Source organism: Conexibacter sp. W3-3-2 (assembly GCF_009707605.1).
Taxonomy (GTDB): domain Bacteria; phylum Actinomycetota; class Thermoleophilia; order Solirubrobacterales; family Solirubrobacteraceae; genus Paraconexibacter; species Paraconexibacter algicola.
The window spans coordinates 392,370-411,764 of the sequence record NZ_WLYW01000001.1 but is presented as its reverse complement, the minus strand read 5'-3'; the positions used below and the strand labels follow the sequence as shown (position 1 = coordinate 411,764).

Below are 19,395 nucleotides of genomic sequence, written 5' to 3'. Positions count from 1 at the left end.
CTATCGGGGGCGCCCGTGGCGCTTGTTGCGGGTGCGGCCGGACTTGTCGCGCTGCGGCTTGTCCTTCAGCACGAGGTCCTCGGGCGAGGCGTCGGCGGTCGGGTCGGCCGTCGCGACCGGCGGCGACTCGACGTGCAGGTCGCGGACCATCTGGTCGAACTCCTGCTTGCTGACGCCCTGGGCGGGATCGTCGGACAGCCGGGCCGGGGCGCGCTTGCGTGCCTTCTCGACCGGTGCCTCGATCGCGGCCGCGCCGTCGGCGTACGGGGGCACGACACCGCCGTTGGCCGCGGCGATCCGCGCACGGCGACGGCGGTACACGGGCTCCCGCTCCTTCCACGCGGTCAGCACCGGCGAGGCGATGAAGACCGACGAGTAGGTGCCGGAGAACGTGCCGACGATCAGCGCGAACGCGAAGTCCTGCAGCGTCTCGCCACCGAAGAAGTACAGCGCGAGGATCGGCAGCAGGGCGCAGAAGCTCGTCGCCAGGGAGCGGACGATGACCTCGCTCATCGAGCGGTTGACGATCTGGGAGAACGCGGCCCGCGGCATCCGTGGCACGTTCTCGCGGACACGGTCGAACACGATGATCGTGTCGTACAGCGAGAAGCCGAGGATCGTGAGCAGCGCCGCGACCGTCGACGTCGTCACCTCCCGGCCGACGAGGGCGTAGACGCCCGCCGTGATGAGGATGTCGTGGCTGACCGCGATGAGGATCGGCAGCGTGTACTTCCACTCGAACCGCAGCGCGATGTACGCGGTGATGACCAGCAGCGACGCGATGATCGCGATCACCGCGCTCTCGGCGACCGCGTTGCCGAACGTCGGGCCGATCGACTCCGTGTTCGGCGCGCCGCGGATCTGGAACTCGTCGTCCAGCGGGGTCGTGATCTTCTGCGAGACCTCGTCGGGCGCGAGCTGCTCGGTGCGGATCTGGAACGCGTTGTCGCCGAGCTCCTCGTCGGTGACGCGCTGGATCTTCGCGTCGCCCAGGCCCTCGCGGTCGAGGACGTCGCGGATGCCGGCCTCGTCGGTCTTCTGCACCAGCGCGGCGGTCACGCGCGTGCCGGAGTCGAAGTCGATGCCGAACTGCAGGCCCTTGCCGCCGAGCGCGAGCGCGCCGATGACGAGGATGACGCCGGAGGCGGCGAAGAACTTCGGGGCGTTGCCCGCGTAGTCGAAGCGCCAGCGGTTCTTGTGCTTGGACGGGTCCTTCTGCCCCAGGGCGGACGGGGACTGCAGCAGCGAGGACCGGCTCGCGACGCCGAGGATCGCCTGCGTGAGCAGGACCGCGGTGAGCATCGAGACGATGACGCCGACGCCGAGCACGAGCGCGAAGCCCTTGACACCCGCGGTGGCGAGGATGAAGAGGATGAACGCGACGAGGAACGTGACGACGTTCGCGTCGATGATCGCGCTGAGCCCCTTCTTGTAGCCCGCCGCGATGCCGGCGGCCATGGATCTGCCGGCGCGGATCTCCTCCTTGACCCGCTCGAAGATGACGATGTTCGCGTCCGCGCAGACGCCGATCGTCAGGATCAGGCCCGCGATGCCCGGCAGCGTCAGCGTGACCGGGATGAGCTTGATCAGCGCGTAGAAGTAGATCGCGTAGACGGTCAGGGCGGTCACGGCGATGACGCCGAGCACGCGGTAGAAGACGAGCAGGAACAGGGCGACGATGACGAAGCCGGCGATGCCGGCCACGAGGCCCTCGTCGAGCGCCTGCTGGCCCAGCGACGCGGACACCTGCGACTGCGAGATCAGGTCGAGCTTGATCGGCAGCGCACCGGTCTTCAGGAGGTTCGCGAGCGTCTGCGCGCTCTTGATCGTGAAGCCGCCGGAGATCTCCGAGCCCGTCCGGGCGTCGATGCCGTCCGGGTTGCGCTGGAAGTCGATGTACGGCGTGGAGATCAGCTGGCCGTCGAGCACGATCGCGAAGTGCTGCGCGGCGCTCAGCGGGTCGGAGCCCGGCAGGAACTGGTTCTGGCCGCGCTCGGCGATCTCGCGCGTGACGTTCTGCCAGATGCGACGGCCGGCGTCGCTGAACTCGAAGGTGACGTTCGGCTGCCCGGTGCCGCCGGGACCGTTGTCGAACTGCTGCTCCGGGTTCTTGATGTCCTTGCCCTGGAGCGCGTAGTTGTCGTTGAGGACGTAGTAGCAGTCGCGCTCGGTGTCGTTGTCGTCGCTGCCCGGCGGCTGCTCGCCGCGGACGATGATCGTGCCCTCCTTGATCTCCCGGACCTGCTCGTCGGCCGCCAGGCGACCCTCCGGGCGGGCGTTCGCGGCGCCCGAGCCGGCGCGGTCCGCGGCCAGGCTCTTGAGGACGGCCTCACGGGTCTCCTGCGGGCCCTCGAGGACCTTGCGGGTCTTGTTGTCCGTGACGTAGAACTGGTTGCCGGCCGAGGTCTTCTGGTTCGGCATCGCCGCGCGACGCGAGGCGCGGGCCAGCGCGTCGAACTTCGGCAGGCAGCCCGCGGAGCCGGCGGACGCGCCACCGGTGATGTCCGCATTGCTCGGGTCGGGCTTGAGGTCCTGCCCGAGGACGTTCGTCTCCCAGTCGTAGAAGTACAGCTGGGCGACGGTGCCGACCTGGTCGATCGCCTCGTCGGCGTTGTCGACGTCGGGCAGCGAGACGATGATCTGGTCCGCGCCCTGGCGCTGGATCTCCGGCTCCGCGACGCCGAGCTGGTCGACGCGCTCGCGCATGACCTCGATCGAGCGATCGACGGCCTCCCCGGTGACGGTCGGGACCTCCTTGGTCGGGCTCGCCTGGTAGACGAGCTCGACGCCGCCCTTCAGGTCGAGGCCGAGCTTCGTCTGCTTCGTCGCGACGACCGCGATCGAGGCGGCCAGCAGGCCGCCGACGAGCAGGAGGATGAAGAGATTGCGACGGCGTTCGGACACGAGCGCGGGGACCTTACTTCTCGGGGGTGAGGACGAGCAGCAGGCCGCCGTCGTCGTCGTACGCGGGGAACAGATCGGCGGTCGCCCTGGCGGGCAGGTCGCCCTCGGCGTTCACGCTGACCGGCTTGTCCAGCTGGCGGACGCCCCACTCCAGCACGGTGGCGACCGCGTCGGGCTGGTCGCCCCACTCCAGGCCGAGCACCTCGCTCACGGGGCGTCCGATCACGCGCTCGTCGTCGAGCCCGGTCAGCTCGAAGCTCCCGCGACCGCAGGCGATGACGTTCCCCTGCTGGTCGCACGCGAAGAACGCGGCGTCCGGGGCCGGGTAGTAGTCGTCCAGCAGCTCGAACAGGAACCCGAAGCCGCACTTGGCGCAGCCCTTGGGGGTCGAGCGGAAGCCGGCGGTGCGATCGGTCGCCGTCGAGCGGGCGCCGCAGTTGGGGCAGATGAAGAGGTGGGCCATCGTGGAACTCCGACAGGGTACGCGAGCCTGGGTCACCGCTGCGTCACGCTCCTCGCAGGCCGGCTTCAGGAACGGTAGGGACCTGCCGACGAAGAAGCATGAGGTCCATGGTTCCCCACCCCGACGACCAGCCCGTCAGCCTGCGCGACGCCGAGACGGCGCGCCACATCGCCCGCGCCGCCGCGCGGGGCGGTCAGGCCGAGCGACGGCCCACCCTCGACCAGCTGCTCGCCGCGTTCGGCGCGGATCCGGCGGACCCCGCGGCCCTGCGCCGCGTCGAGGCCGCGCTGGGTCTCGCGGGCGTGGAGCTCCCCGACGGTGGGCTCGCCACCGCCGCGCCGGGCGCCCGCGTCGAGCTGCGCGTCCGGGCCGTGGACCCCGGGTCGCGCGGGACCACCGTGCGCCGCGCGGTCGTCGGCGTCGGCGCGCTGGCCGCGCTCGTCGCCGGGGTCGCCGGCGCCTCCACGGTCGTCGGCGGGGCCGACGGCGCCGGCACGCGCGTCGCCGACGCCCTCCCCGCCGCGACCACGACCGACGCCGCCCGCGGCGCCGCCGCCACGACCGGCGCGCGCGGCACCACCGGGGCCCGCGGCAGCGCCGCCACCGGTGCCCGCAAGGCCACCGCCACCACGACGGGCCCCACCGGTCCGAGCGCCGCGGAGCGCCGCGAGGCCGCCCGCAAGGCGGCAGCCGAGAAGCGCCGCGCGGCCGAGAAGCGCCGCGCCGCCGACCGGCGCGCCGCCCGCCGCAAGCGCGAGGCCCGCCGCCGCGCCGCGGCACGCAAGCTCGTCACCGTGCGGCTCACCCCGGCGGCGGCCACGTACCTCTGCGTCGACGACGGCGCCGGGCGGCAGCTGTTCGCCGGCACGCTCAGCGGGCCGCGGACCTTCAAGGGCCGCCGCGTGCGCCTGAACGTCGGTCTCGCCTCGACCGCCGTCACGGTCAACGGCAAGCCGTACCGGCTCAGCGGCTCGCCCGCGGGCGTCGACATCAGCCGGGCGGGCGTCGTGCCGCTGCCGCTGGGCAACCGGCCCTGCTGAGCGCGGCGGGGTCGACCGAGCCAGGCCGTACTGGGTGATCCGGGACCCGTATCCGGCACGCGGATCACCCAGAATCCGCCCAGGGGGCGCACCGGGGCTGCGTTGCGGCCGGGCCGCTCAGAACAGCGAGGAGGCGTCGGCCGGCCCGGCCGGCGGTGGCTCGAGGCCGAGGTGCGCGAACGCACGCGGCGTCGCGACACGGCCGCGCGGGGTCCGCTTGAGGAAGCCGCACTGCAGCAGGTAGGGCTCGTACACGTCCTCGAGCGTGTCCTGCTCCTCCCCCACGGTGATCGCGAGCGTGGACAGGCCGACCGGCCCGCCGTCGAACCGTTCGCAGACCGCGCGCAGGATCTCCCGGTCGAGGCGGTCGAGCCCGAGGTGGTCGATCTGCAGCAGGTCCAGCGCCGCGTCGGCGACGTCCCCGGTCACGACCCCGTCGGCGCGGACCTCCGCGAAGTCGCGGACGCGGCGCAGCAGCCGGTTGGCGACGCGCGGGGTGCCGCGCGAGCGGCGGGCGACCGCGGCGGCCCCGTCGTGGGCGAGCTCGACGCCGAGGATCGTCGCGCTGCGCCGGACGATGTCGGCGAGCTCGTCGAGGTCGTAGGGCTCCAGCCGGTGCTGGATGCCGAAGCGGTCGCGCAGCGGCGAGGTCAGCAGGCCCGCGCGCGTCGTGGCGCCGACGAGCGTGAACGGCGGCAGCGGCAGCGTCATGACCTTCGCGCCCGCCCCCTGGCCGACGGTGATCGGCAGCTGCCGGTCCTCCATCGCCGGGTAGAACGTCTCCTCCAGCGCGCGCGGCAGCCGGTGGATCTCGTCGACGAAGAAGATCGAGCGCGGCTCCAGCGCGGTGAGGAACGCCGCGACGTCGCCCTTGCGCTCGAGCGCCGGGGCCGCGGTCATGACGAGCGGCACGTCGAGCTCGGCCGCGAGGATGTGGGCCAGCGACGTCTTCCCCAGGCCGGGAGGGCCGGCGAGCAGGACGTGGTCGAGCGCCTCGCCGCGAGCGATCGCTGCCTCGAGGCTCACCGCGAGCTGGGCCTTCAGCCCCGGCTGGCCGACGAAGTCGTCCAGCGTGCGCGGCCGCAGCGACGTCTCCTCCACGTCCTCGTCCGGGAGCCAGCCGGGCGTCTGGATGCGGATCTCGTCGCTCACCGGCGGGCCCCGCGCAGCGCCTGCGCGATCAGCTCCTCGGGCGTGTCGCCCGTGAGTCCGCGCAGCAGCTCCTCGGCCTCCGGCAGCGACCAGCCGAGCTCGACGAGCCCGTCGCGGGCCAGCAGCCGCGGGTCGTCGGCGCGGTGCACCGCGATGTCGTCCCCCGGCACGGCGGTGTCCCAGTCGCCCAGGCCGACCTTGTCGCGCAGCTCCCCGACGATCCGCTCGGCGATCCGCTTGCCGATCCCGGGCACCGCCTGGAAGCGCGCCGCGTCCCCGGCGATGATCGCGCCGACGAGCTGCCGGGCGCTGCCGCCGCCGAGTACCGCCTGCGCGACCTTCGGGCCGACGCCCTGCACGCCGATCAGCTGCAGGAAGAGGTCCCGCTCCTCCTCGGCGTGGAAGCCGTAGAGGACCAGCGCGTCGTCGCGGACGATCAGGTGGGTGTGCAACGACACCGGCTGGCCGACCGCGGGGACGTGCTTGAGCGTCTCCGCGGAGACGCCGAGCCGGTAGCCGACGCCCGAGGCGGTCTCGATCACGACGTGGTCCGGACGCCGCACCGCGACGTCCCCGGCGACGAGCGCGATCACCGGACCGCGGGCTGGGTCGGACGGGCGTGGCGCCGGGCGGCGACCGCCGCGGTCAGCGGCGCGTGGTTGGCGTGGCAGATCGCGACGGCGAGCGCGTCCGCGGCGTGGTCGGGACGCGGCAGCTCCGGCAGCGACAGCAGCGCCTGGACCATCCGCTGGACCTGGTCCTTCTCGGCGCGGCCGCTGCCGCAGACCGCGCCCTTGACCTGCTGGGGCGTGTAGTCGGTGGTCGTGAGACCCTGCGCACCCGCGGCGAGCAGCACGACGCCGCGTGCCTGCCCGACCGCGAAGGCCGAGCGCGCGTTCTGGCCGAAGTACAGGGCCTCGAGCGCGACCGCGTCGGGCTGGTGCTCGACGAGCAGCTCGAGCACGCGGGCGTGGAGCTTCACGAGGCGCCGCTCCATCGGCATGTCGGACGCCGTCGTGATGACGCCGCCGTCGAGCGCCGCGAGCCGGCCGCTGCGGCGCTGCACCACGCCGTAGCCGGTGTTCGCGAGACCGGGATCGATGCCGAGGACCTTCACCACCGCAGGGATTCTGCGCGTCGGGCCGGATGCCTCCCCCGCGGCGCGGTCCCGCCGACCCGCGACCGGTCCGGGGCGAGGCCGCCGGAGCCGGCGCGCCGCGGCCCTCATCGAACTCTCACGGTCCCGCGCCGCCCGGCGGGTAGGCACGGGGTGACCGTCCACCCCACACCGAGGAGCACCTCCGATGCCGTCCACCCGCCGTTCCCTGCGTTCCACCGCGCTCGCCGTCGCCGCCGGTGCGCTCGTCGCCCTCACCGGCGCTCCTGCCGCCCAGGCGGCCGCCCCGCTGGAGATCGACATGGCCACCTCCTCGGAGGTCCAGGACTTCTACGGCTGTGACGCCAAGGTCGGCGACACCTACTCGATGGGGTGCTTCAACGACAACGGCGACGTGTTCTACACCGCGGACTGGGAGCGCGACAGCATGCGCGCCGCCGTCCACTGGCGTCTCTCGGACGGCTCGCGTCGCGGGCTGTGCATCACCACCAAGGGCCCCGCCTGGGTCCCCACGGTCGGCTGGGTCGGCACGCGCCTGGCGTGTGACAAGGACCTCCCCGAGGGCAAGCGCGTCGAGATCCGCTCCGGCCGCTGCGACGGCACCATCAACTCGTGCAAGAAGCTCAGCCACTACCAGGACTGGACCGCGTGGGACGCGGCCACGGTCTGAGGCAGGACCAGCTCATGCGCTGCACCACTGCACTGCTGACCACCCTCGCGGTCGGCCTCGTCCCGGTCTCCGTCGCCTCCGCCGAGGAGATCCAGATCGGCCAGAAGGTGAAGGGCCCCGGGAAGACCTGCGCCGGCAACGTCGCCGAGAACGACAACGTGAAGGTCTGCTTCCGGCGCGACGGCGAGTACCTGTACGTGCAGGACAAGGCGGCCGACGGCCGTTCCGCCTACGGGCAGCTCGCCGATCGGGACCGGCACTGCCGCAACCCGTACGGCAAGGGCACCTGGGTCCGGTGCGACTACTCCTACCGCGAGGGCAGCACCGTCGCGTTCCGCGGCTACACCCGCGACAACGAGGGCTCGATCAACATCATGCGCAACGAGACGCGCTACACGACCGAGCTGGCCTAGGCGTTCGCGCGCTCGCCGAGCCGCTGCAGGCCCACCCACGCGAACTCGATCACCCGGTCCACGAGCTCCTGCCGGGGCACGTCCGGGTGGTCGTGCCACCAGCTCGCCAGGCCCTGCACCGCGCCGGCGAGGAGCTGGGCGTGCTGGGTGATCTGGTCCTCGCTGACCCGGCCGCCCGGCGGGCGCTGCGGATCGGTGGACATCAGCACGGCGATCACCCCGGTGACCTGCTGCTGGACGGCGGCCGTCACGTCGGCCACGTCCGGGTCGGCCGCGTCACGGAAGAACACCCGGTAGGCGACGCGCCGCTCCTCGACCCAGCCGAGGAACGCGTCGACCCCGCCGCGCAGCCGCGCCTCGCCGGTCGCGCCGCTGCGCGCGTTGGCGTGCAGTCGCGCGAACAGCTCCTCGACGTGGAACTGCAGCAGCGACGCGTGCAGGTCCCGCTTGGACGCGAAGTGCTCGTAGATCAGGGCCTTGGAGATCCCCGCCGCCTGCGCCACCTCCTCCAACGACGTGCCGTGGTAGCCGCCGCTGGCGAACGCCTCCTGGGCGGCGTCGAGGATCGCGCGGCGCCGCTCGGAGGCGGACAGGCGACGGCGGGGCTCACGGTCGGGCACGGGCACAGGGTACGACGCCCGGTAGCGTCCGGCGCGATGAGCGCTCCCTGGCACGGCTTCCTGGACGGTCTGGAGGGCCGCGCGCGGGAGGAGCGGGTCGAGCTGCTGGAGTGGCTCGCCGACCGCGGGTTCACCGACGCGGAGCTGCATCGCGCGCACGCCGAGGGCCTGCTCGCCTTCCTGCCCGCGGAACGCGTGGTGATGGGCGGCCCGCCGACGCTGACCGCGGCGCAGCTCGCCGACCGGGCCGGCGTGCCGCTCGAGCTGCTGCAGGCGGTCCGCGCCTCGCAGGGCCTGGCGATCGCCGACCCCGATCGGGTCGACTTCGCCGAGGCCGAGACGCGCGCGGTCGAGCTCACCGCCCGGTTCGCGGAGCTCGGCGTGAGCGAGGCGCAGATGGTCGCGATCGGCCGCGTGCTCGGCCGCGGCCTCGCGCAGGCGGCGCAGGTGATGCGCCGCACCGTCCTGGAGCTGACGCTCGAGCCCGGGCTGCGCGAGCGCGAGCTCGCCGAGCGCTTCGAGGCGACCGTCGAGGTCGTCCTGCCCCACGTCGGGCCGCTGCTGGAGTCGATGGTGCGCATGCACCTGCGTGACATGGTGCGCGGGGAGACGCTCGACCTCCGGGCCCGGGAGGAGGGCGCGATCCCCGGGGCACGGGAGGTCGCCGTCGCCTTCGCCGACCTCGTCGGCTTCACGCGGCTCGGGCAGGAGGTGCCACCGCAGGAGGTCGGGCGCGTCGCGGAGCGGCTCGAGGTGCTCGGCGCGGCCGTCGCGACCGGGCCGGTCCGGCTCGTCAAGACGATCGGCGACGCCGTGATGCTCGTGAGCGACGAGCCCGCCGCGCTCGTCGTCGCCGGGCTCGCGCTCGTCGACCTCGTCGCCGCGGAGGGCGAGGAGTTCCCGCAGGTGCGCGTCGGGATCGCGCAGGGACCGGCCACCTCGGTCGGCGGCGACTGGTTCGGCGCCCCGGTGAACCTCGCCAGCCGGATGACGTCGCTGGCCCGGACCGGGAGCGTGCTCGCGACCCAGGAGGCCCACGACGCGGCGGCCGACGACCCGCGCCTGGCGTGGTCGTTCGCGGGCGAGCGGCGCGTCAAGGGCGTCCGCGGCGGCGTCAAGACGTTCCGGGCCCGCCGGGCGCCGGACCCGGAGCGCGCCTGAGCGACCGCCGGGCGGGCCGGGGCGCGGCCGCCCGTCAGCGGGCGTCGAGGACGAGCTGCGACAGCTTCGCGGCCTCGGCGGCCGCGTCGGCCTCGCGCAGCACGAGCTCGCGGCCCGCCGCACCGGCGGCGGCGCGCGCGTCCGGGCCGAGCGCCAGGGCGGCCGCGAGACCCTGCGCCAGCGCCGCCGGGTCGCCGGGGGCGACGAGCGTGCCGGCGGGCGGCCGGACGATCTCCGGCAGGCCGACCTCGTCGCTGGCGACGACCAGCAGCTCCATCGCGAGTGCCTCCTTCACCACCACCGGCATCGAGTCGCGGTCCCCGTCGGCGGCCACGACGCACGGCATCGCGAGCAGGTCGGCGCGGTCGAGCACGCCGCGGACCGTCGCGGCGTCCTGCGCCCCGAGGAACCGGTACCGACCGGTCGGGAGCAGCTCCGCGGCGCGCGCCTCGAGCGCGGCACGCAACGGCCCGTCCCCCACGATCACGAGCTGCTCCAGGCCCTGGCCCTGACGCTCGAGGATCGCCGCCGCCTCCAGCAGGTGCGCGAAGCCCTTCTTCTCCACGAGGCGGCCGACCGCGACGACCCGGCGTCCACCCGGGAGCGGGCGCGTGCGGCGGAAGGTCGCCGCGTCCACCCCCATGACGATCCGGTGCACCCGGTCGGCGTGCCCGGGCCCGGCGATCCGGCGCAGGTCGGCGACCGTGTAGTCGCAGCCGCTCGTGCTGAACGCCGCGTCGCGGAGCTTCTCCGCGAGGTTCTCGGGCCGCTGGTAGATGTCGTAGGCGTGCGCGGTCACCGACCACGGCACGCGCAGGAGGCGGGCCAGCCGCAGCGCGTCGAGCGCGGCGCCCGCCGCGAAGTGCGCGTGCAGGTGCTCCACCCCGGCGGCCTGCAGGCGCGCGAGCGGCTCCAGCAGCTCGCGCAGCGGCGGCACCGCCTCGCCGCGGCGCCAACGCTGCCGGGCGACCCGGTCGGCGACCGTGGCGCGCGGGCGCCCGACGAGCAGCGGCAGCGCCGAGCCACGTGACACCGCGACGTCGTCCTGCCGCCAGCGGACCGTCACCCCCGGGATCGGCTCCGGCTCGTGGTCGCCGCGCCGGGTCGCCTCCACGTGGATGCGGTGGCCCAGCGCGGCGAGCTCGCGCAGCTCGGTCGTGACGAACGTCTGGCTGCGCAGCGGGTGGACGTCCAGCAGGACGCCCAGGACCGGCGGGTCAGCCGGCGAGGCGCTCGAGGACGTCGTCATCCACGTCGAAGTTCGCGTGGACGTCGCCGACGTCGTCGTTGTCGTCCAGCACGTCGATGAGCCGGAACAGCTTCGCGGCGGTCTCCTCGTCGAGCTGCACGCGGGTCTTCGGCCGCTGGGTCACGTCGGCGCTCTGCACCTCGATCCCCGCGTCCTGCAGCGCCGCGCGCACCTGCGAGAGCGTCGACGGCTCGGTGACGATCTCGAACACGTCGCCCTCCTGGGCGATGTCCTCGGCGCCCGCGTCGACCGCGACCATCAGGTCGTCCTCGGAGTACTTCTCGCCGTCGACGACGATGATCCCCTGCTTGTCGAACAGGTACGCGACCGAGCCGGGCTCGCCGAGGCTGCCGCCCGCCTTGGACAGCGCGTGGCGGACGTCCGCGCCCGTGCGGTTGCGGTTGTCGGTCAGCGCCTCGATCAGCAGCGCGACGCCGCCCGGACCGTAGCCCTCGTAGAGGACCTCCTCGTAGCTCTCCGCGTCGGCGCCCTCCCCCGTGCCGCGCTGGATCGCCCGCTCGATGTTGTCCTTCGGCATCGAGGCGGCCTTCGCCTTCTGGATGGCGAGCGCGAGCGCCGGGTTGCCGTCCGGGTCACCGCCGCCCGCCTTCGCGGCCACGGTGATGTGCCGCGCGAGCTTCGTGAACGCCTTGCCCCTCCGGGAGTCGACGATCGCCTTCTTGTGCTTGATCGACGCCCATTTCGAATGTCCGGCCATGACGCGATTCTGTCAGGGCCGCCGCCAGCGCGCCCGGCGAGGGGACGCGACCGGGGTCGCCCGCTCCCCCGCGCGCGCCAGCAGCCCGCCGAGCCAGCCGTCGAACTCCTCGGCGCCGACGAGGACCTGCTCGCCGAACGCGAACGAGCCCTCCCACCACAGCTCCAGCACGAGGTCCTCGGGCGCCAGGCCCGCACAGCTGCCCGCGGGCAGGTGGCGTCCCGGCTCGACGAGCAGGTGCGGCTTGAACGTGAAGCGCAGGCCGTCCCCGTCGAGCTCGCTGATCCAGTGGTGGTGGCTCCAGCCGACCCAGGGGCCGTGCACGCCGTAGGTGAGCTCGTGGACCGGGGCGGGCACCTCGACGTAGCCGGCGCGCGCGACCCGGACGAGCTCCTCGCAGACGCGGACCGGGTCGCGGACGTCCTCGAGCGTGTGCGAGCAGACGACGAAGTCGAACTCGTCGTCGGCGTACGGCCACGGCCCGCTCGCGCAGACGTCGCGCTGCGTCCAGGTGGCGGCGGTGAACCGCTCGGCCGCCGGGTCGACCGGTAGGCCGTAGAGGCCGCGCGTCTCGTACGGGAACAGGTCGATGACCGCGTCGGCGCGGGCCATCGGGGCGGCCCAGCCACCGACGTCCAGGACGCGGGCGGTGTCGGGGAGCTCGGCGATGCGCTGCGCGGCGGAGTCCAGCACGGACCGGCAGCCTATCCGCGCCCGGCGCGCGAGATCGCCGCGCGGACCTGCTCGTGGAAGCGCTCGTGGGTGTGGGCGGCCGCCGTCGCCGCGCCCGCGGTGCGCAGCCGTCCGCGCAGCGCCGGATCGGCGGCCAGACGCCCGACGGCCTCGGCGACCGCGTCCGGGTCGTCGGGCGGGACGACCAGCGCGTTGACGCCGTCGCGCAGGTACTCGGCGGCACCGCCGCGGGCGGTCGCCACGACGGGCCGTCCGACGCCCATCGACTCGAGCGGCACGAGCCCCCACGGCTCCTCCCAGCGGACCGGGAAGACCGTCGCGTCGTGGGCGGCGTAGAGGGCCGGGAGGTCGCGGCGCGCGACCGGGCCGAGGAGCCGCACGCGGTCGGCGACGCCCGCCGCCGCGGCCGTCTCGCGCAGGCGGCGCGCGTAGTCGGCGTCGCCGTCGCCCGCGACGGTGAGGGTCGCGTCCGGCAGCGCGGCGAGCGCCGTGACGGCGACGTCGGCGCCCTTGCGCTCGTCGAGCCGGCCGACGACGAGCAGCCGCCCCTCCCACGGACGCTCCGGCGCCGGGTCGAGGAAGCGCGGGTCGATGCCCGAGTGGGCGATCGCCGTGCGCGCGAGGGTCCACGCGCCGTGGTGCAGCGCCCGGTCGCGGGTGTGCTCGCTGACGAACACCCACTCGGCCGCCGGACCCAGGTCGCGGGCGAGCGGCACCCCGGCGAGCCTCCGCAGGGGGCCGGGGGTGGCGAGCCAGAGGTCGCGGCGCGGCGCGTAGAGGATCCAGTCGTCGTGCACGAACGCGACCGCCGGCAGCCCGCGCCGGCGCACCGCGTCGAGCAGCGACAGGGACATGCCGCCCATCGACCACCACGCGACGACGTCGGGCCGCGCGCGCTCGAGGACCGCGGTGAGCGCGGCGGCGTTGTGGCGCTCCAGGCGGGCGCGCTCGCGCAGGCCGAGCGTCGGCCAGTCGTGATCGTGCCAGTACCAGCGCAGCGTGCGGTGGACGTCCGGCTCGTCGCCGTCGGGGACGCCCGGCTCGCGGTGGTCGGTCGTGAGGACCGTGACCTCGTGCCCGTGCGCGCGCAGGTCCGCGACCGCCGCCCGCCAGACGAGCTCGTAGCCGCCCTGGTGGTGCGGCGGGTACATGTTCCCGACCGTCAGGACCCGCACGCGCTCACCGCCGGGCGGTCAGGTCGGCGTAGAGCGCGAGGTACGCCTCCGTCGTGCGGTCGGTCGAGAGCTCGAGCGCCCGCTCGCGGCAGCGCGCGGCGGTCGCCGGGTCGGCGGCGAGGTCCAGGGCCGTGCGCAGCGCGACGGCGAGCTCCCGCGGGTCGTCCCCGTCGAACAGCGCGCCGATGCCGTCACGGTCGACGACCTCGGGGATCGCCCCGGCCGCGGTGCCGACGACCGGGGTGCCGCACGCGAGCGCCTCCGCGAGCACGAGCCCGAACGCCTCGCCCACCGACGGGAGCGCGGCCACCCACGCCTCGCGGTTGGCGGCCGCCAGCACCGCGCGGTCGTCGAGGTCGCGCTCCTCCACCCCGTCGGGCAGCCGCCCGGCGAGCGGGGCGCCCGGGACCCGGGAGAGCACGAGCCGCGCGTCGGGACGCTCGCGGCGCACCAGCGCGAACGCCTCCGCCAGCAGCGCCACCCGCTTGCGCGGCTGCGTGTGGTCGGCGGCACAGAGGATCGTCGGGACCGGCGCCCGGCCCTCCCCGGGCGCGAACGCGGTGACGTCGACCCCGGGCGCCACGACGTGCGCGCGTACCCCGAGCCAGCGCTCGAAGCCGTCCGCGGCGGTGCGGCTGAGCGCGACGACCGCGTCGGACTCGCGGGCCGCGCGCAGGACGATCTCCTTGCGGCCGCGTCGGTTGGCGAGGCCGACCCGGTGCGGGATCCCCATGTAGGAGAGGACGACCGGCGCGCCGCCGCGGCGGTCGCGGGCGCGCAGGGCGGCCAGGGCGTCGGTCGGGTAGAGCGCGTGCGCGACGTCCGGCGGGTCGGCGGCGAGCTCGCGGTAGGCGGCCGGCAGGTGCAGGAGGTGGTCCTCGTAGAGGCGGCGGCGCAACCGGTCCTCCCCCGGCAGCCGCGGCACCCGGACGACCGTCACCCCGTCCTCGACCGCGACCGTCCGCCGGCCGCGACGGGAGGTCTGCAGGGTCACGTCGTGGCCGCGGTCGCGCAGGCCGTCGGCGAGCTCGCGCGCGAACCGCTCCGAGCCGCGCCGGACCTCCGGCCAGAAGACGGGGTTGAGCAGGCGGACGCGCACGGCTAGAGCAGCAGGGTGCGATAGCGGACGCTGCCCCGGGCCAGCGCGGTGAACTCGGCGACGTCGAGCGCGAACCGTCCGGGCAGCTCGCTCACCGACCGCGCGACGCCCCGCGGGTCGCGGCCGTAGCGCGGCGCGGCGGCCAGCGCCCACGGCACGACCGCGGCGACCCCCGCCCCGAGCAGCCCCGGGCGGCGGCGCGCCAGGGCGGTGGCCGCGAGCGTCACGCCCGCCGCCGCCGCGGGCAGGCGCGCGTGCGCGGGCTTCCAGCACGTGCCGAAGCCCGGGAGCCCGTCGCGGACCTCCGGGTGCGCGCGCACGACGAACGGCAGGTGCTCCCAGCGCTGCACCTCCCGCATCCGCGCGAGCAGCGTCGCCGGCTCGACGCAGTGGAAGGTCAGCACGTCGGGCGCCGCCTCGTAGGGGGCGCCGAGCGCGCGGGCGCGCAGCGCGAGGTCCGTGTCCTCCCCCGCCGCCAGCGGCAGGGACTCGTCGAAGCCACCGGTCGCCTCGAGCACCGCGCGCGGGTAGAGGATGTTGCAGGTCTGCGCCCACGGCACGGGCGGGTCGACCTCCTGGCTGCGGGCGTGCGGCACGCGCTGACGGACCGCCAGCTCGTCCGGGTCGATCGTCGTGCGGCCCTGCAGGATCGCGTCCGGGCGCGCGAGCGCCGCGGCCAGCCCGTTGGCGACCCAGTCGCGTGGCGGCCGGCAGTCGTCGTCGGTGAACAGGATCCGCGGGGCGCGCGCGGCACGCCACCCGGCGTTGCGCTTGACGGCCGGCCCCGGTCCGGGGTCGAACGTCAGGTGGCGCAGCACGCCGGCGGCCGCGAGCGGATGGGTGCGCAGCAGCTCCTCCGTCTCCGGGCCGCTGGAGTCGTGCGCGACCACGACCTCCCACTGGGCCGGGTCGAGCGTCTGCTCCTGGAGCGCGTTGAGCAGCCAGCGCAGCCGCAGCGGCCGGTCGTGCGAGGGGACGACGACCGAGATCGCGGGGACGGCGCCGCCGCCGTCGCTCACGCCGAGAGCGCCTCGGGGTGCGCCCGGTACCACTCGACGGTGCGGCGCAGGCCCTCGCGCAGGTCGACCTGCGGGGCCCAGCCGGTCAGCTCGCGCAGCTTCGTCGAGTCCACGTACTGGCGGTCGATCTCCCCGTCGGGGACGCCGGCGCCCTGGTAGTCGGCGACGACGTCGGAGCCGACCACCTCGATCGTCAGGTCGACGATCTCGCGAACGCTGTGCGGCGCGTCGCCGCCGGCGTTGAACGCCTCGCCGCCCGCGCGGCCGGCCGCCAGCTCGTCGGCGATCGCCAGGTAGGCGGCGACCGCGTCCTCGACGTAGAGGAAGTCCCGCTCGGGCGAGCCGTCGGAGCGGATCACCGGGGCGCGGCCCGCGAGGATGCCCGAGACCATCTCGGGGATCAGCCGGGACGGGTTGAGGTCCCCGCCGCCGTAGATGTTCGCGAACCGCGTCACGGCCACCGGCAGGCCGTAGGTGTGGAAGTACGAGCGGGCGATGAGGTCCGTGGCGGCCTTCGAGACGTCGTAGGGGAACTTCGGCTGCAGCGCGAAGTCCTCCTTGTAGGGCAGCGTGTCGTGCGGGCCGTAGGCCTTGTCGGACGCGGCGACGACCGTCTGCGAGACCTGGTGGTGGCGGCAGGCCTCCAGCAGCGTCCAGGTGCCGCGGATGTTCGAGTCGAACGTCGAGGCCGGGGAGCGGTTGGCGGTGCCGACGATCGTCTGCGCGGCGAGGTGGAAGACCGCGTCGACCTCGTACTCGCCGAGCGCCCGGTCCATGAGGTTCGCGTCGACGAGGTCGCCGCGGACCACCTGGCAGCGGGCCTCCAGCCCGTCGAGGGCCAGCGCGGACGCGGCCACCTGGTCGCGCTTGAGCACGACGACGCGTGCACCGTGGTCCAGCAGCCCGCGCACGAGCCACGAGCCGAGCATCCCGTAGGCGCCGGTGACGAAGGCGGTCTTGCCGGACAGCTGCTCTCCGAAGGTCATGTGCTGCTCAGTCTCTCAGTCGTTCAGGACGGTCGGCGGGAGGCGATCCCGGCGTACCAGCCGGTCATCGCCTTGGAGGACGGCGGCCGCAGGAAGCAGGTCCGCCGCACGTCGACGAACCCGGCGGCCCACGGCATCGCCTTGAGCATCGACAGGTTCGGGTACCACCAGTTGAAGTCGCTCACCAGCGGCTGGAAGTGCGCGACCGGGGTGCGCGGGGCGCGCAGCGTGTTGCGGATCGAGAACGGCTCCATCTGGACCAGCTCGCCGCCCGGGCGCAGGCACGACAGCACCGCCTCCAGTGCGCGGACCGGGTCCCGCAGGTGCTCGGTGATCGCGCCCATGAAGACGAGGTCGAACGGGCCGCCCAGCCGGTCGGGCGCCGCGTCGTAGACGTCGCAGACGATCCGCTGCACCGACGAGCCGAGCGCCTCGTGCGCGACCGCGAAGCCGCGGCCGAGCTCCATCCCCCACTCGGCCGCCTGGCGCTCCAGGCGCGGGCGGTTCAGCGGCGGCCACTGCGCGCTGTCGAGCGCGTCGACGTCGATCGCCACGACCTGCGCGCCGCGGCGCTCCAGCTCGAACGCCCAGAAGCCGTCGAACGTGCCGACGTCCAGCGCGCGCCGGCCGGTCAGGTCGTCCGGCAGGAGCTTCGCGGCGCTCGTGCGCAGGTCCACCTGACCCGGGGTCAGCACCCCCGGGGCGACCTCGATCGTGTGGTACCAGAACGGGACGCCGGCGACCGCCGTGCGCGCGTCGCTCACGCCCAGACCTTCCACGGGGCCGTACCGGAGGCCCACAGGTCGTTCAGCGTGATCGAGTCCTTGTAGGTGTCCATGCAGTCCCAGTAGCCGGTGTGGCGGAACGCGTGCAGCGCGCCGTCGGTCGCCAGGCCCTCCAGCGGCTCCCGCTCGAGGATGCTCGACTCGCTGAGGTAGTCCAGGACGCCGGGCTCGAAGACGAAGAAGCCGCCGTTGATCCAGTGCTCGCTGCGCGGCTTCTCGCGGAAGCCGGAGACGCGGTTGTCGCCCTCGATGACCGTGACGCCGAACTGCAGCTCGGGGCGCACGACGGTCATCGTCGCGAGCTCGCCGTGTCCCTCGTGGAAGGCCAGCAGGCCGGCGAGGTCGACGTCCGCGACGCCGTCGGCGTACGTGGCGGCGAAGCGCCCGTCGCCGAACGCGCCCGTGGCCGCGGCGCGCTTGATCCGCCCGCCCGTCTGGGTGTCCAGGCCCGTGTCGACGCAGCGGACCTCCAGGCCCTCCGGCCACGCCGTGTCGCGTGCGAACGCCTCGATCATCTCGCCCTTGTAGCCGGTCAGCAGCACGAAGCGGTGGAAGCCCTGGGCGGCGTAGACCTGGATCACGTGCCACACGATCGGACGGCCCCCGATCTCCACCAGGGGCTTGGGGATGTCGACGGTCTTCTCCTGCAGACGGGTTCCCCGCCCTCCGCAGAGGATCACGACAGGCTCTCGGCGTGGCATGCGGCGCGTAGTATGCCGGTCCTGTGAGCACCCTGGAGCGCGCCAAGTCCATGAGCTGGTACCACACGCTCGAGCTGCCGGAGGGTCTGGTGACCCCCGGCATCTTCGATCTGCGTGATCAGGTCCCGCACTACCGGCTCCCCGAGCGCCTGGACGGCAAGCGCGTCCTGGAGGTCGGGACCTGGGACGGGTTCTGGGCCTTCGAGCTCGAGCGCCGCGGCGCCGAGGTCGTGGCCCTGGACCTCGACCGCGAGGAGGACCTCGACTGGCCCGCCCGCCGCCGGCCCGAGACCTTCGCCGACGTGCAGCGCGGGCAGGGCTTCGCGGTCGCCAAGGAGCTGCTCGGCAGCAAGGTCGAGCGCGTCGTCTGCTCGGTCTACCACGCGCTGCCCGAGGACCTCGGGCAGTTCGACCTCGTCTTCTGCGGCTCCGTGCTCATCCACCTGCGCGACCAGGTGCTCGCGCTCGAGCGCATCGCCGCCCTGACGAAGCCCGGCGGCATGTTCGTCAGCGCCGAGGAGTACGACCCGCGACTGGACCTCCTCCCCTGGCCCGTGTCCCGCTACCGCGCCGACCGCGACGCCGCGGTCGTGTACTGGATGCCCAACCAGCGGGCGTGGCGCTCGATGATCTGGGGCGCCGGGTTCGACCACGTCGAGCGGGTCGCGAAGTTCTCGATGAAGGCGACCGACGGCTGGGCCGTCCGCCACGCCGTCTTCCACGCCCGCAAGAACGGCTGATGGTCCCGGGGCCCGGTGGCGGCTTCGACGTCCTCGCCGCCGCCTACGAGAACGACCGCCCGGAGGTCCGCGCGCTCGTCCCGCCGCGCCCGCGGCGCGTCCTGGACGTCGGCTGCAGCTCGGGGGCGCTGGGCGCCGCGCTGAAGGCCGACGGGGCCGGGACGGTCGTCGGGCTGGAGCGCGATCCCGCCTACGTGGCGATCGCGCGCGAGCGCCTCGACGCGGTCCACGCCGTCGACCTCGACGCCGACGTGCCGCTGCCGGAGGAGCCGTTCGACGTGATCGTCTGCGCCGACGTCCTGGAGCACCTGCGCGATCCGGAGGCGGTGCTCGCGCGGCTGGTGCGCGCCCTGGCGCCCGGGGGCACCGTCGTCGTCAGCCTGCCGAACGTCCGCCACTGGGAGACGTTCTGGCAGCTCGGCGTGCGCGGCACGTTCCCGCGGCGCAGCATGGGGATCTTCGACCGGACGCACCTGCGCTGGTTCACGCTCGCCGACGCGTACGGCCTGTGCGCCGCCGCCGGCCTCGAGGTCGTGGAGGTGCGTCGCGTGCTGCGCCCGCGGCCGACCGGCCCGTCCGACGGGCGTCTCGTGCGGCTGCTGGCCCGCGGGCCGGGGCGCACGTTCCTGACCTTCCAGCACGTGCTGGCCGCCCGTCGCACCGGCGAGGCGCCCGCGTCCTGAGCGCGCG

Annotated in this window: 21 protein-coding genes; 6 read left to right on the top strand and 15 right to left on the bottom strand. The window is 74.5% G+C overall.

What is annotated here, in order from left to right; all coding sequences use genetic code 11:
• Together secD and GKE82_RS02025 are read right to left on the bottom strand one after the other, a co-directional pair.
• Nucleotides 1-2,904 carry a protein translocase subunit SecD gene (gene secD, locus GKE82_RS02030; RefSeq protein WP_107570969.1) on the bottom strand — a complete coding sequence of 968 codons (2,904 nt, stop codon included), beginning with the start codon at nucleotides 2,902-2,904 and terminating at the stop codon, nucleotides 1-3.
• 13 nt (nucleotides 2,905-2,917) lie between these two features.
• Nucleotides 2,918-3,367 carry a hypothetical protein gene (locus GKE82_RS02025; RefSeq protein ID WP_107570968.1) on the bottom strand — a complete coding sequence of 150 codons (450 nt, stop codon included), beginning with the start codon at nucleotides 3,365-3,367 and terminating at the stop codon, nucleotides 2,918-2,920.
• A 107-nt stretch (nucleotides 3,368-3,474) separates the two neighbouring features.
• On the opposite strand from GKE82_RS02025, the gene GKE82_RS02020 reads away from it, so the two are divergent.
• Nucleotides 3,475-4,407: a hypothetical protein gene (locus GKE82_RS02020; protein WP_154732177.1), complete on the top strand. Its 933-nt coding sequence runs from the start codon at nucleotides 3,475-3,477 to the stop codon at nucleotides 4,405-4,407.
• 117 nt (nucleotides 4,408-4,524) lie between these two features.
• On the opposite strand, the gene ruvB is transcribed toward GKE82_RS02020, so the two are convergent.
• Genes ruvB through ruvC form a run of 3 tightly spaced genes read right to left on the bottom strand, consistent with a single transcriptional unit; the run spans nucleotide 4,525 to nucleotide 6,679 of the window.
• Nucleotides 4,525-5,559, bottom strand: a complete 1,035-nt coding sequence (gene ruvB, locus GKE82_RS02015) for a Holliday junction branch migration DNA helicase RuvB (protein ID WP_233243936.1) — start codon at nucleotides 5,557-5,559, stop codon at nucleotides 4,525-4,527.
• Nucleotides 5,556-6,152 carry a Holliday junction branch migration protein RuvA gene (gene ruvA / locus GKE82_RS02010; protein ID WP_154732175.1) on the bottom strand — a complete coding sequence of 199 codons (597 nt, stop codon included), beginning with the start codon at nucleotides 6,150-6,152 and terminating at the stop codon, nucleotides 5,556-5,558. Before ruvA ends, ruvB begins: the two co-directional genes overlap by 4 nt.
• Nucleotides 6,149-6,679 carry a crossover junction endodeoxyribonuclease RuvC gene (gene ruvC, locus GKE82_RS02005; RefSeq protein ID WP_233243935.1) on the bottom strand — a complete coding sequence of 177 codons (531 nt, stop codon included), beginning with the start codon at nucleotides 6,677-6,679 and terminating at the stop codon, nucleotides 6,149-6,151. The genes ruvA and ruvC overlap by 4 nt, the downstream gene beginning before the upstream one ends.
• Before the next feature lie 184 nt (nucleotides 6,680-6,863).
• On the opposite strand from ruvC, the gene GKE82_RS02000 reads away from it, so the two are divergent.
• Both GKE82_RS02000 and GKE82_RS01995 read left to right on the top strand, forming a co-directional pair.
• On the top strand, nucleotides 6,864-7,346 hold the full coding sequence (locus GKE82_RS02000) for a hypothetical protein (RefSeq protein ID WP_154732173.1): 483 nt from the start codon (nucleotides 6,864-6,866) through the stop codon (nucleotides 7,344-7,346).
• A 14-nt stretch (nucleotides 7,347-7,360) separates the two neighbouring features.
• On the top strand, nucleotides 7,361-7,759 hold the full coding sequence (locus tag GKE82_RS01995) for a hypothetical protein (RefSeq protein WP_154732172.1): 399 nt from the start codon (nucleotides 7,361-7,363) through the stop codon (nucleotides 7,757-7,759).
• Here GKE82_RS01995 and GKE82_RS01990 read toward each other — a convergent pair.
• Nucleotides 7,756-8,379 (bottom strand): TetR/AcrR family transcriptional regulator, encoded by a 624-nt coding sequence (locus tag GKE82_RS01990; protein WP_158276962.1) that lies wholly within the window; start codon nucleotides 8,377-8,379, stop codon nucleotides 7,756-7,758. The two genes, GKE82_RS01995 and GKE82_RS01990, sit on opposite strands and share 4 nt — an antisense overlap.
• Nucleotides 8,380-8,415: 36 nt before the next feature.
• Between GKE82_RS01990 and GKE82_RS01985 the strand changes: the two genes are divergently transcribed.
• Entirely contained in the window at nucleotides 8,416-9,540 is a 1,125-nt protein-coding gene (locus GKE82_RS01985) for an adenylate/guanylate cyclase domain-containing protein (RefSeq protein WP_154732171.1), read from the top strand.
• 34 nt (nucleotides 9,541-9,574) lie between these two features.
• On the opposite strand, the gene GKE82_RS01980 is transcribed toward GKE82_RS01985, so the two are convergent.
• From GKE82_RS01980 to GKE82_RS01940, 9 genes are read right to left on the bottom strand one after another with little or no spacing between them, the layout of a single operon-like run.
• On the bottom strand, nucleotides 9,575-10,789 hold the full coding sequence (locus GKE82_RS01980; RefSeq protein ID WP_154732170.1) for a glycosyltransferase: 1,215 nt from the start codon (nucleotides 10,787-10,789) through the stop codon (nucleotides 9,575-9,577).
• Nucleotides 10,758-11,507, bottom strand: coding sequence for a YebC/PmpR family DNA-binding transcriptional regulator (locus GKE82_RS01975; RefSeq protein WP_107570961.1), 750 nt, complete (start codon nucleotides 11,505-11,507; stop codon nucleotides 10,758-10,760). Before GKE82_RS01975 ends, GKE82_RS01980 begins: the two co-directional genes overlap by 32 nt.
• 12 nt (nucleotides 11,508-11,519) lie before the next feature.
• On the bottom strand, nucleotides 11,520-12,200 hold the full coding sequence (locus GKE82_RS01970; RefSeq protein WP_154732169.1) for a bifunctional 2-polyprenyl-6-hydroxyphenol methylase/3-demethylubiquinol 3-O-methyltransferase UbiG: 681 nt from the start codon (nucleotides 12,198-12,200) through the stop codon (nucleotides 11,520-11,522).
• A gap of 11 nt (nucleotides 12,201-12,211) precedes the next feature.
• Entirely contained in the window at nucleotides 12,212-13,351 is a 1,140-nt protein-coding gene (locus GKE82_RS01965) for a glycosyltransferase family 4 protein (RefSeq protein ID WP_154732168.1), read from the bottom strand.
• Nucleotides 13,352-13,379: 28 nt separating this feature from the next.
• Nucleotides 13,380-14,474, bottom strand: coding sequence for a glycosyltransferase family 4 protein (locus GKE82_RS26760; protein WP_284690358.1), 1,095 nt, complete (start codon nucleotides 14,472-14,474; stop codon nucleotides 13,380-13,382).
• Nucleotides 14,475-14,476: 2 nt separating this feature from the next.
• Entirely contained in the window at nucleotides 14,477-15,493 is a 1,017-nt protein-coding gene (locus tag GKE82_RS01955) for a glycosyltransferase family 2 protein (protein WP_196189025.1), read from the bottom strand.
• Nucleotides 15,490-16,479 carry a dTDP-glucose 4,6-dehydratase gene (locus tag GKE82_RS01950; RefSeq protein WP_107570957.1) on the bottom strand — a complete coding sequence of 330 codons (990 nt, stop codon included), beginning with the start codon at nucleotides 16,477-16,479 and terminating at the stop codon, nucleotides 15,490-15,492. Before GKE82_RS01950 ends, GKE82_RS01955 begins: the two co-directional genes overlap by 4 nt.
• Nucleotides 16,480-16,502: 23 nt before the next feature.
• Nucleotides 16,503-17,243 (bottom strand): methyltransferase domain-containing protein, encoded by a 741-nt coding sequence (locus tag GKE82_RS26755; RefSeq protein ID WP_196189024.1) that lies wholly within the window; start codon nucleotides 17,241-17,243, stop codon nucleotides 16,503-16,505.
• Nucleotides 17,240-17,965 (bottom strand): sugar phosphate nucleotidyltransferase, encoded by a 726-nt coding sequence (locus tag GKE82_RS01940; RefSeq protein WP_154732165.1) that lies wholly within the window; start codon nucleotides 17,963-17,965, stop codon nucleotides 17,240-17,242. Before GKE82_RS01940 ends, GKE82_RS26755 begins: the two co-directional genes overlap by 4 nt.
• A 23-nt stretch (nucleotides 17,966-17,988) precedes the next feature.
• On the opposite strand from GKE82_RS01940, the gene GKE82_RS01935 reads away from it, so the two are divergent.
• Nucleotides 17,989-18,705, top strand: a complete 717-nt coding sequence (locus GKE82_RS01935) for a bifunctional 2-polyprenyl-6-hydroxyphenol methylase/3-demethylubiquinol 3-O-methyltransferase UbiG (protein ID WP_107570955.1) — start codon at nucleotides 17,989-17,991, stop codon at nucleotides 18,703-18,705.
• Nucleotides 18,705-19,388 (top strand): bifunctional 2-polyprenyl-6-hydroxyphenol methylase/3-demethylubiquinol 3-O-methyltransferase UbiG, encoded by a 684-nt coding sequence (locus tag GKE82_RS01930; protein ID WP_154732164.1) that lies wholly within the window; start codon nucleotides 18,705-18,707, stop codon nucleotides 19,386-19,388. Before GKE82_RS01935 ends, GKE82_RS01930 begins: the two co-directional genes overlap by 1 nt.
• Nucleotides 19,389-19,395: the final 7 nt, after the last annotated feature.

What these genes read in the sequence shown, in the direction of transcription:
- GKE82_RS02025 (WP_107570968.1), bottom strand. Translation starts at nt 3,367, where the DNA reads ATGGCCCACCTCTTCATCTGCCCCAACTGCGGCGCCCGCTCGACGGCG.
- GKE82_RS01965 (WP_154732168.1), bottom strand. Translation starts at nt 13,351, where the DNA reads ATGTACCCGCCGCACCACCAGGGCGGCTACGAGCTCGTCTGGCGGGCG.
- GKE82_RS01995 (WP_154732172.1), top strand. Translation starts at nt 7,361, where the DNA reads ATGCGCTGCACCACTGCACTGCTGACCACCCTCGCGGTCGGCCTCGTC.
- GKE82_RS01985 (WP_154732171.1), top strand. Translation starts at nt 8,416, where the DNA reads ATGAGCGCTCCCTGGCACGGCTTCCTGGACGGTCTGGAGGGCCGCGCG.
- GKE82_RS02020 (WP_154732177.1), top strand. Translation starts at nt 3,475, where the DNA reads ATGGTTCCCCACCCCGACGACCAGCCCGTCAGCCTGCGCGACGCCGAG.
- GKE82_RS02000 (WP_154732173.1), top strand. Translation starts at nt 6,864, where the DNA reads ATGCCGTCCACCCGCCGTTCCCTGCGTTCCACCGCGCTCGCCGTCGCC.
- GKE82_RS01950 (WP_107570957.1), bottom strand. Translation starts at nt 16,479, where the DNA reads ATGACCTTCGGAGAGCAGCTGTCCGGCAAGACCGCCTTCGTCACCGGC.
- GKE82_RS01975 (WP_107570961.1), bottom strand. Translation starts at nt 11,507, where the DNA reads ATGGCCGGACATTCGAAATGGGCGTCGATCAAGCACAAGAAGGCGATC.
- GKE82_RS01930 (WP_154732164.1), top strand. Translation starts at nt 18,705, where the DNA reads ATGGTCCCGGGGCCCGGTGGCGGCTTCGACGTCCTCGCCGCCGCCTAC.
- GKE82_RS01940 (WP_154732165.1), bottom strand. Translation starts at nt 17,965, where the DNA reads ATGCCACGCCGAGAGCCTGTCGTGATCCTCTGCGGAGGGCGGGGAACC.
- GKE82_RS01980 (WP_154732170.1), bottom strand. Translation starts at nt 10,789, where the DNA reads ATGACGACGTCCTCGAGCGCCTCGCCGGCTGACCCGCCGGTCCTGGGC.